We start from the raw sequence: 10,537 nt of genomic DNA, 5'->3' as shown, positions 1-10,537 counted from the left end.
AACACCTTGCTTAGGCTAGCTCGGGCGGCTTGGGAGCACCCAACACCGCTCTCCTTTTCGTGTCTGGGGGTCAGTCCACCTTCGCCCCGGATACCTTCACGATCTGCGCATATTTCTTCAGTTCGCGCTGGATCAGCGCCGCGAACTGCTCGGGCGTGGTCGGTGCCGGCTGTGCGCCGATGCGGGCCAGGCGTGCCTTCATCTCGTCGGTCTTCAGGATTGCCACGATCTCATGGTTAAGCCGCTCGACGATCTCGCGCGGGGTGTTGGCCGGCGCAAACACGCCGAACCACGTCGAGATGTCGAAGCCTTCCAGGCCCAGCCCCTTGCCGGCTTCCGCGATGGTCGGCAGTTCCGGGAAGGCCGCGGCGCGGCTGGCGGTGGTGACCGCAAAGGCCTTCAGCTTGCCCGCCTTGATATTGGCCGAGGCCGAAGCCAGGTTGTCGAAGATCAGGTCGGTCTGGCCCGACAGCACCGACAGCTGTGCCGGTGACGCGCCGTTGTACGGGATATGGACCATGCTGATCTTTGCCATGCTCTTGAACAGCTCGCCCGACAGGTGGCCGGCGCTGCCGTTGCCGCCCGAGGCGTAGTCCAGCTTGCCCGGATTCTTGCGCGCGTACGCGACCAGGTCGCGCACGTTGTCGATGTGCAGCTCGGCAGCCTTGCCCGGGTGCATCACCAGCACGTTGGGCACGTCGGCCACCAGCGTGATCGGCGCGAAGTCCTTGACCGGGTCATACGGCATCTTGCTGAACAGCGTCGGGTTGATGGCGTGCGTGGCGACCGCGCCCATGACGATGGTGTAGCCGTCGGCCGGCTGCTTGGCGACGTAGTCCGCGCCCAGGTTGCCGCCCGCGCCGGGCTTGTTTTCCACCACCACCGGCTGGCCCAGGCTGTCGCGCAGCTTCTCGCCGATGGCGCGCGCGACGGTGTCGAGCGGGCCGCCGGCGGGGTAGGGCACCACGAAGCGGACCGGCTTGGTCGGGTAGGCATTGGTGGCCGCCACGGCGGCGGCGGGCAGCAGGGCCGCGGTCAGCGCGGCGGCAAGCAGTTTCTTCAGCATGTCTCGGACTTCAGGGGATTGGGATTCTTATCTGGCGCCGATGCCCCGCGCCATCATGACCGCGCACAGCGGCAGCAGGATCACCAGGTGGGCTTCGATCATCACCCAGCGGCGGGCGGCCTTTAGCTCGGACGGCGGTGGCACGTAATCCGGCAGCCGGCGCGCCTGCTTGCGCCAGCGCGCGATGGCGAAGGTCGGCGGCAGCGAGCACAGCGCGATCAGCACGAACACGCCCACCTTGGCGTGGAACCACGGGTTGTGCAGGTAGAAGTCGACGCCCTTGGCGCCGTAGAACAGGCGCAGCAGGCCGGTGCCCAGCACCACCATCGCCGACAGGAAATAGAACAGGTCGTACAGCGACAGGCGCCGCACCGCGGCCGGCGTGATTTCCGGGCGCAGCACCACGGCCTCGGCGGCCATCAGGGTGATCAGGACGAAGATCGCAAGGAAATGCAGGAAGGACAGTATGGCGTCGGTCAGCATGGATTCTCCTTTGCCTTTGCTTCAGTGGGACTGAACTGCTTCGGGAAGGCACCGACGGGGCCCCCAGGGCCGCCCGCCGGCAGGAGGAGAATCTTACAGCACACCCTTTGCACGCAGTGCTTCGATCTGCTCAGGGCTGTAGCCCAGCGTGTCAGCCAGCACCGTGTCGGTGTGCTCGCCCAGCAGCGGCGGGTGGCGCAGCGCCTGCGGGGGCGTGGCGCTCATCTTGATCGGGCTGCCCACCAGCTTGACCTCGCCGGCGCTGGGGTGGGGCAGGTCCACGCGCAGGCCGCGCGCCTTGACCTGGTCGTCCTCGAACACGTCGTCGAGGGTGTTGATCGGGCCGCACGGCACGCCGGCGGCCTCCAGGTCGCGGATCCACTGGGCGCGGGTGCGCGGGCGCACCATCTCGGCCAGGATCGGCACCAGCACGTCGCGGTTGGCCACGCGCTGCGGGTTGGTGGCAAAGCGCGGGTCGTCGGCCAGCTCGGGCTTGCCGCCGTCGGTGACGAACTTGCGGAACTGCCCGTCGTTGCCCACCGCGACGATGATCCAGCCATCGGCGGCCTGGAAGGTCTGGTAGGGGACGATATTGGGGTGCGCATTGCCCCAGCGGCGCGGCGCCTGGCCGCTGGCCAGGTAGTTGGTGTTCATGTTGGCCAGCATCGCCACCTGCACGTCCAGCAGTGCCATGTCGATGTACTGGCCCTCGCCGGTGCGGTCGCGGTGCGCCAGCGCCGCCAGCACGGCGATGGTGGCGTACTGGCCGGTCATCAGGTCGGAAATGGCCACGCCGGCCTTCTGCGGGCCGCCGCCGGGCAGGTCGTCGCGCTCGCCGGTCAGGCTCATGAAGCCGCCCATGCCCTGGATGATGAAGTCGTAGCCCGGGCGCGCGGCGTACGGGCCGGTCTGGCCGAAGCCGGTGACCGAGCAGTAGATCAGGTCGGGCTTGACCTGCCTGAGCGACTCATAGTCCAGGCCGTACTTCCTGAGCTGGCCGACCTTGTAGTTCTCCAGCACCACGTCGCTCTGCGCCGCCAGCTCGCGCACGATCTGCTGGCCTTCCGGCGTGCTGATGTCGCACGTCACCGAGCGCTTGTTGCGGTTGGCGGCAAGGTAGTAGGCGGCTTCGGCGGTGTCGCGGCCGTCCTCGTCCTTGAGCCAGGGCGGGCCCCAGGTGCGGGTGTCGTCGCCGGCGCCGGGGCGCTCGACCTTGATCACGTCGGCGCCGAAATCGGCAAGGTTCTGGGCGCACCACGGCCCGGCAAGGACGCGGGTCAGGTCGAGGACGCGGAGATGGCTTAAAGCTCCCATGGCGGTAGTCAGTGCAGTGGGTAAGGCGGGGGATCGGTCGGAACAGCGAGAGGTCGGCGCGCCCCTGGAAACAGAGGCCGGCGCGGGTTGCCTGCACTGTACCACCGGCAAATCGCCGGCGCGGCTTTGAGTGCTTTATAAGGCGCTTATGAAGATGGGATTTGGGCGATAGCCGGCCGGCTCCCCGGCGCCATGCCTGAAGCGCCCGGCGGGCTGCCTTGCCCGTATAATCAACGGTTTGCAAATCCCATACTGATTCGTCGCGCCCGGCCACGCCAGGGCAAGCGTCCGCCATCCCATGAAAGTCTCAGACATTCGCAGCAAGTTCCTGCAGTTCTTCGAATCGAAGGGCCATACCGTGGTCCGCTCGTCCAGCCTGGTGCCGGCGAACGACCCGACGCTGCTGTTCACCAACTCCGGCATGGTGCAGTTCAAGGACGTGTTCCTGGGCACCGACAAGCGCCCGTACACCCGCGCCACCTCGGCGCAGCGCTCGGTGCGCGCCGGCGGCAAGCACAATGACCTGGAGAACGTGGGCTACACCGCGCGCCACCATACGTTCTTCGAGATGCTGGGCAACTTCTCGTTTGGCGACTACTTCAAGCGCGATGCCATCCTGTACGCATGGGAACTGCTGACCAAGACCTACCAGCTGCCGGCTGAAAAGCTGTGGGTGACGGTCTACGCGGAAGACGACGAGGCCTACGACATCTGGGCCAAGGAAGTGGGCGTGCCGGCCGAGCGCATCGTGCGCATCGGCGATAACAAGGGCGCGCGCTACGCCTCGGACAACTTCTGGCAGATGGCCGACACCGGCCCGTGCGGCCCGTGCTCGGAAATCTTCTACGACCACGGCCCGGACGTGTGGGGCGGCCCCCCGGGATCGCCCGAGGAAGACGGCGACCGCTACATCGAGGTCTGGAACCTGGTGTTCATGCAGTTCAACCGCGACGAGCAGGGCAACATGACGCCGCTGCCCAAGCCGTGCGTGGACACCGGCATGGGCCTGGAGCGCATTGCCGCGGTGCTGCAGCACGTGCACAGCAACTATGAGATCGACCTGTTCCAGGCACTGATCAAGGCCGCCGCGCGTGAAACCCATATCGACAACCTGAACCAGAACTCGCTCAAGGTCATTGCCGACCATATCCGCGCGTGCTCGTTCCTCATCGTCGACGGCGTGATCCCCGGCAACGAAGGCCGCGGCTACGTGCTGCGCCGGATCATCCGCCGCGCCATCCGCCATGGCTACAAGCTGGGCCAGAAGACCCCGTTCTTCCACAAGATGGTGGCCGATCTGGTCGAGCAGATGGGCCAGGCTTATCCCGAACTGGCTGAAGCCCAGTCGCGCGTGACCGAAGTGCTGAAGGCCGAGGAAGAGCGCTTCTTCGAGACCATCGAAAACGGCATGTCGATCCTTGACGCCGCGCTGGCCGACCTGAAGCTCAAGGGTGGCAAGACGCTGGACGGCGAACTCGCATTCAAGCTGCACGACACCTTCGGCTTCCCGCTGGACCTGACGCAGGACGTGTGCCGCGAGCAGGAAATCGGCGTGGACGAGGCCGCCTTCGACGCCGCCATGAACCGCCAGCGCGAGCAGGCCCGCGCCGCCGGCAAGTTCAAGATGGCCGCCGGCCTGGAGTACACCGGCGACAAGACCGTGTTCCACGGCTACGACAAGCTGGAACTTCCGCAAGCCAAGGTCACCGCGCTGTATGTGGACGGCGCCGCCGTGAACGCCATGCAGCCGGGCCAGACCGGCGTGGTGGTGCTCGACAACACCCCGTTCTACGCCGAATCCGGCGGCCAGGCCGGCGACCAGGGCGTGCTGACGGCTGGCAACGCCAGCTTCGCCGTGGCCGACACCACCAAGATCCAGGCCGATGTGTTTGGCCACCAGGGCACGCTGCAAGGCGGCGCGCTCAAGGTGGGCGATGCCGTGTCGGCGCAGGTCGACGCGCAGCGCCGTGCGCGCACCGTGCGCAACCACTCGGCCACCCACCTGATGCACAAGGCCCTGCGTGAAGTGCTGGGCAGCCACGTGCAGCAGAAGGGCTCGCTGGTGGATGCGGACAAGACCCGCTTCGACTTCTCGCACAACGCCGCGCTGACGGACGAACAGATCCGCCGCGTGGAAGAGATCGTCAACGCCGAGATCCTGCGCAACGACGACACGCACGCCGAGATCATGCCGTTCGACGACGCGGTCAAGAGCGGCGCGATGGCCCTGTTCGGCGAGAAGTACGCCGACGACGTGCGCGTGCTGTCGATCGGCACCTCGAAGGAACTGTGCGGCGGCACCCACGTGCACCGCACCGGCGATATCGGCCTGTTCAAGATCGTGATGGAGGGTGGCGTTGCCGCCGGCATCCGCCGCGTGGAAGCCATTACCGGCGACAACGCGCTGCACTACCTGCAGGGCCTGGACGCCAGGCTGAACGAAGCCGCCGCCGTGCTGAAGGCCCAGCCGTCGGAGCTGGTGCCGCGCATCGGCCAGGTGCAGGACCAGGTGCGCGCGCTGGAGAAGGAGCTGGAACGCCTGAAGAGCAAGCTGGCCGCCTCGCAGGGCGACGAGCTGGCCGCGCAGGCGGTCGACATCAAGGGCCTGAAGGTGCTGGCCGCGCAACTGGACGGCGCCGACGTCAAGACCCTGCGCGAGACCATGGACAAGCTCAAGGACAAGCTGCAGAGCGCGGCCATCGTGCTGGGTGCGGTGTCCGACGGCAAGGTCAGCCTGATCGCTGGTGTCACGGCCGATGCCACGGGCAAGGTCAAGGCCGGCGAGCTGGTCAACTTTGTCGCGCAGCAGGTGGGCGGCAAGGGTGGTGGCCGTCCCGACATGGCCCAGGCTGGCGGCACCGAGCCGGCCAAGCTGCCGCAGGCGCTGGCTGGTGTCAGCGAGTGGGTGGCGGGCAAGATCTGACTGGCTGAGGGGCGCGACCCCCTCAGGCCCGGCAACTGCTAATGGCGCTTCGGCGCCATTTTCTATGGGCGCTCGTCGCCGGGCGGTTTGCCGGCGAGCCGGGTGAGAATGTCGATCGGCAGCGGGAAGACGATGGTGGAGCTCTTGTCCCCTGCAATCTGTGTCAGCGTCTGCAGGTAGCGCAGCTGCATGGCCTGCGGCTCGCGCGCCAGCATCTGGGCCGCTTCCAGCAGCTTCACCGAAGCCTGCAACTCGCCCTCGGCATGGATCACCTTGGCGCGCCGCTCGCGTTCGGCCTCGGCCTGCCGCGCAATCGCGCGGATCATGGTTTCGTTCAGGTCGACATGCTTGATCTCGACGTTCGAGACCTTGATGCCCCAGCCGTCGGTCTGGGCGTCCAGCGCCTGCTGGATGTCGAGGTTGAGCTTCTCGCGCTCGGCCAGCATCTCGTCCAGCTCGTGCTTGCCCAGCACCGAGCGCAGCGTGGTCTGCGCCAGCTGGCTGGTGGCTTCCAGGAAGTTCGCCACCTGGATGATGGCGCGTTCCGGATCGACCACGCGGAAGTACACCACCGCATTGACCTTCACCGAGACGTTGTCGCGCGAGATCACATCCTGCGGCGGCACGTCCATCACCACCGTGCGCAGGTCCACCCTGACCATCTGCTGCACGGCGGGGATCAGCAGGACCAGGCCCGGGCCCTTGACCCGCCAGAAGCGTCCGAGCATGAACACCACGCCGCGTTCGTATTCGCGCAGCACGCGGAACGAGGTGATCACCAGCAGTGCCAGCAGGAAGATCAAACCGCCGAAGCTGAATCCGTAGGCCATGGTCAGGCTCCCTTGTCTGGCGTCGGTTGGGGTGGAGTTGTCGGGACAAGCGGGGCGTTGCCGGCGGCGATCACCTCAAGCACCAGGCCCTTGCGCGCGGTGACGACCACCGGCGTGCCGCGCGGCAAGGAGCTGGCGCTGTGCACGCGCCAGGTCTCGCCGCGCACCGTGGCCCAGCCTTCCTCGCGCAGGTCGTCCAGCATTTCGCCGCGGGCGCCGACCAGGGTGTCGGCACCGCTGACCACCGGGCGCTTGCGCGAGCGCACCAGCATCGCCGACATGCCGAACACGAAAATCGCGGACAGCGCCGACATCGCCGCCACCATCGGCAGCGGCACGCCGAAGCCCGGCACGTCGGTGTCGATCAGCATCACCGCGCCAAAGGCGAAGGCGATGATGCCGCCCACGCCCAGCGCGCCGAAGGTCGGCAGGAACAGCTCCGCCACCATGCAGCCGATGCCCAGCGCCACCAGCGCCAGCCCGGCGTAGTTCACGGGCAGCATGTGCAGCGCGAACAGCGCCACCAGCAGGCAGATCGCGCCGGCAATGCCGGGCACCACCATGCCCGGCGTGGAGAATTCGAAGATCAGGCCGTAGATGCCGATCATCAGCAGCAGCAGTGCCACGCTGGGCTCGGTGATCACGGCCAGGAAGCGGTTGCGCCAGTCGGGTTCCAGCGTCACCACCGGCGCATTGGCGGTGCGCAGCACGCCGGCCTTACCGCCGGCGGCGCTGACCTGGCGGCCTTCGACCTGGCGCAGCAGCGCGGGCAGGTCGGAGGCGACCAGGTCGACCACGCGCTGCGCCAGGGCCTCGTCGGCCGACAGGCTGACCGATTCGCGCACCGCGCGTTCGGCCCACTCGGCATTGCGTCCGCGCAGCTGGGCCAGGCCGCGGATATAGGCCGAGGCATCGTGCATTTGCTTGCGTTCCATCGCGTCGCCCCGCGCTGGTTCGCTGGCGGGGGCGGAGGCGGGCTTGGCGCCGGGCAGGGTCTCTGGCTTCTGCGGCCCGCCAATGCCGACCTGCACCGGGGTGGCCGCGCCCAGGTTGGTGCCCGGCGCCATCGCCGCGATATGGCTGGCGTAGAGGATGTAGGTGCCGGCACTGGCCGCGCGCGCGCCGCCGGGATAGACGTAGCTGGCCACCGGCACCGGCGAGGCCAGGATGGCCTGGATGATCTCGCGCATCGAAGCGTCCAGCCCGCCCGGGGTGTCCATTTCCAGCACCACCAGCTGGGCGCCGCCTTCGCGCGCGCGTTGCATGCTGCGCAGGATAAAGCTTGCGCTGGCGGGGCTGACCGCACCCTTGAGCGGAATCACGTAGACCGGCGCGGTTGCCGTGGTCGTGACGGCGGCGGCGGGCGCCGAGGCGCCGGAGGGCGGCGCCGCACGGGCACCTGGGCCGGCGAGGGCAACGGCGCCGCACGCCAGCGCCAGGCCGGCCAGCAGCCGGCCGGACATCGGCCGAAGGGCCCGCAGCAGCGCGGTGGCAGGTTTCATGAGAGGGGCGGGGCACGCAAGGTGCCGTGATGGCGCCACTTCAAGTGTAGGCCACCGGGCACATCTTGCACGCGGGCTGCCTCGGGCCCGCGCGCCGGGCGCTCAGGCCGCCGCCAGGTCAGGCCTGGCCGAGGGGCCGGGTGAGTGGGCGGTGAGGGTGTCGATCAGCGCATGCAAGGCCGTGCTGGCCATGGACGGATGCCAGGCCAGCAGCGTGCGCACGCGGCCGGCCGCGCCCAGGCTGTGCTGGCGGATGGCGGGCAGGTCGCGGTACAGCCCCAGCACCGAGCGTGGCACGATCGCCGCACCGATGCCGGCCGCCACGCAGGCGACGATGGCATGGTACGAGCTAAGTTGCAGCACGCGCGGCGTCGGCGCATCGCCGATCACATACCAGTTCTCCAGTCGGGCGCGGTAGTTGCAGCCGGGCTCGAACGCCAGCAGCGTCGGCACCTCCAGGTCGGCCGCGGTGCGCACCGGGCAATGGTGGGCACGCGTGATCACCACCAGCTCTTCCTCGAACACCGGGACGGCGCTCAGCGCCGGGTCGGTCAGCGGCTCGGCGACAAAGGCGCATTCCACCTCGAAGCGCGCCAGCGCATCCAGGGCCTGGCGCGTGGCCAGCGTCACCAGCTCCAGCTGTACCGCGGGCCAGGCCTGATGGTACGCGGCCAGCACACTGGGCAGGCGGCTGGCGGCGGTGCTCTCCATCGAGGCAATGCGCAGCCGGCCGTGCGGCCGCGCCGGCAGCACCGCCTGGCGTGCCTCTTCGGTCATGCTGAGGATGCGGCAGGCATAGTCGAACAGGGTCTGCCCGGATGGCGTCAGCACCATGCGCCGGCCGTCGCGCACGAACAGGTCGACCCCGAGCGACTGCTCCAGCTGGCGGATGCGCGTGGTGACATTGGACTGCACCCGGTGCAGCCGCTCGGCCGCACGGGTGATGCCGCCGGCTTCGACGACGGCGCGGAAGATCTCGAGGGCGGCAAGGTCCATGCGGGACTCCTGAGGCTATCCATCTCTTATCAAGATGGCTGGCATCTTGATAATTCATTTTTGGGGATGATAAAGCCAGCGTAGCATACAGCCATCGCAATGCAACCGCTGGCCGCCGCCAGCCCCAGCCATGCCGAACCCCCACAGCCTCGACCCTGAACACCCCGCCGCTGCGCGCGTGGCCACCCGGGCGTCGGCACGGCGCGAAGCCGGCGCGGTGGCCGTGGCCATGGCCGGCCTGGTGTCGCTGGCGGTGGTGATGGGCATCGGCCGCTTTGCCTTCACGCCGCTGCTGCCGATGATGCTGCATGACGGCACCGTCACGCTGCATCAAGGCGGCTGGCTGGCCACGGTCAACTACATCGGCTACTTCGCTGGTGCCGCAGTGTGCATGTTCATCCGGCCCGACGCGGTGCGCATGGTGCGCTGGGGCCTGGCCGCAACGGTGCTGCTGACGCTGGGCATGGCCCTGCCGGGCGGCATGCCGGCATGGTCGCTGTGGCGCGCCGCCGCGGGCGTGGCCAGTGCGGTGGTGCTGGTCTATACCTCGGGCTGGTGCCTGCAGCGGCTGGCGGAACTGGGCAAGCCGGAGCTCGGCGGACTGATTTTCTGCGGGCCGGGACTGGGCATTGTGGTCACTGGGCTGGGCGCGTCGGGCATGGTCGGCGCGGGCTGGCATGCGGACTATGGCTGGCTCGCGTTCACGGCGCTGGCGGTGGTGCTGGTGGCGGCGGTCTGGCGGATCTTCGTCGCGCAGCCGGCCGTGCCGATGACGGCGGCGACGGCGGCATCCCAGGCGGCAGCCGACACAGCCGCCGCGCGGCTCGATGCCCAGACTTGGGCGCTGACCTTTGCCTACGGCCTGGCCGGCTTCGGCTACATCATCACCGCGACCTTCCTGCCAGTGATTGCGCGCGAGGCGCTGCCCGGCACGGTCTGGGCCGACCTGTTCTGGCCGATCTTCGGCGCGGGCGTGGCGGTGGGCGCGTTCCTGGCCACGCGGGTCGGCATGGCGCACGACAACCGCAAGCTGCTGACGCTGCTGTACGGCATGCAGGCGCTGGGCGTGGCGATCGCGGTGGTGTTGCCGACCGTGGCCGGCTTTGCCCTGAGCAGCCTGCTGGCGGGGCTGCCGTTCACCGCGCTGGTGGCGTTTGCGATGCGCGAGGCGCGGCGCCTGTGGGGGCCGCATGCGGCGCGGCTGATGGGCCTGATGACGGCATCCTACGGCCTGGGCCAGATCGCCGGGCCGCCGCTGGCGACCGCGCTGGTGGCGCGCACCGGGGGCTTCGCCGGTTCGCTGGCGTGCGCGGCGGCGGCGCTGCTGCTAGGCGCGCTGGTATTCGCCTGGATGCTGCGCGCCTGGCCGCTGGCGGCCGCCCGGAGCTGATCGGCAAGGTGCGCTAAAGTATTGCCTTTGCCG

At 68.7% G+C, this 10,537-nt stretch carries 8 protein-coding genes; 2 read left to right on the top strand and 6 right to left on the bottom strand.

Annotated elements, in window-relative coordinates; translation table 11 throughout:
- Positions 1-70 precede the first annotated feature (70 nt).
- From CF68_RS25520 to CF68_RS25510, 3 genes are all read right to left on the bottom strand, one after another.
- Positions 71-1,066, bottom strand: coding sequence for a tripartite tricarboxylate transporter substrate binding protein (locus tag CF68_RS25520; RefSeq protein ID WP_035824290.1), 996 nt, complete (start codon positions 1,064-1,066; stop codon positions 71-73).
- 27 nt (positions 1,067-1,093) lie between these two features.
- Positions 1,094-1,549, bottom strand: coding sequence for a DUF2214 family protein (locus CF68_RS25515; protein WP_035824287.1), 456 nt, complete (start codon positions 1,547-1,549; stop codon positions 1,094-1,096).
- A gap of 93 nt (positions 1,550-1,642) precedes the next feature.
- Positions 1,643-2,863, bottom strand: coding sequence for a CaiB/BaiF CoA-transferase family protein (locus CF68_RS25510; RefSeq protein ID WP_035824285.1), 1,221 nt, complete (start codon positions 2,861-2,863; stop codon positions 1,643-1,645).
- Between the two features lie 298 nt (positions 2,864-3,161).
- Between CF68_RS25510 and alaS the strand changes: the two genes are divergently transcribed.
- Entirely contained in the window at positions 3,162-5,786 is a 2,625-nt protein-coding gene (gene alaS / locus CF68_RS25505) for an alanine--tRNA ligase (protein WP_035824282.1), read from the top strand.
- Between the two features lie 62 nt (positions 5,787-5,848).
- On the opposite strand, the gene CF68_RS25500 is transcribed toward alaS, so the two are convergent.
- The 3 genes from CF68_RS25500 to CF68_RS25490 all read right to left on the bottom strand — a co-directional run bounded on the left by CF68_RS25500 (position 5,849) and on the right by CF68_RS25490 (position 9,114).
- Positions 5,849-6,616 (bottom strand): slipin family protein, encoded by a 768-nt coding sequence (locus CF68_RS25500; RefSeq protein WP_035824280.1) that lies wholly within the window; start codon positions 6,614-6,616, stop codon positions 5,849-5,851.
- Positions 6,617-6,618: 2 nt separating this feature from the next.
- The gene (locus tag CF68_RS25495) at positions 6,619-8,118 is read right to left on the bottom strand and encodes a nodulation protein NfeD (RefSeq protein ID WP_369798905.1); all 1,500 of its coding nucleotides are present in this window, start codon (positions 8,116-8,118) and stop codon (positions 6,619-6,621) included.
- A gap of 102 nt (positions 8,119-8,220) precedes the next feature.
- Complete coding sequence (locus tag CF68_RS25490; protein ID WP_035824275.1) at positions 8,221-9,114, bottom strand: LysR substrate-binding domain-containing protein; 894 nt, start codon at positions 9,112-9,114, stop codon at positions 8,221-8,223.
- A 130-nt stretch (positions 9,115-9,244) separates the two neighbouring features.
- On the opposite strand from CF68_RS25490, the gene CF68_RS25485 reads away from it, so the two are divergent.
- Positions 9,245-10,504, top strand: coding sequence for a YbfB/YjiJ family MFS transporter (locus CF68_RS25485; RefSeq protein ID WP_035824272.1), 1,260 nt, complete (start codon positions 9,245-9,247; stop codon positions 10,502-10,504).
- The last annotated feature ends 33 nt before the right edge of the window (positions 10,505-10,537 follow it).

The sequence above is a fragment of the Cupriavidus sp. SK-4 genome, assembly GCF_000611125.1.
GTDB classification, from domain to species: Bacteria; Pseudomonadota; Gammaproteobacteria; order Burkholderiales; family Burkholderiaceae; genus Cupriavidus; species Cupriavidus necator.
Note: the sequence above shows the minus strand (reverse complement) of the source record. Positions and strands in the feature narration are given on the sequence as shown.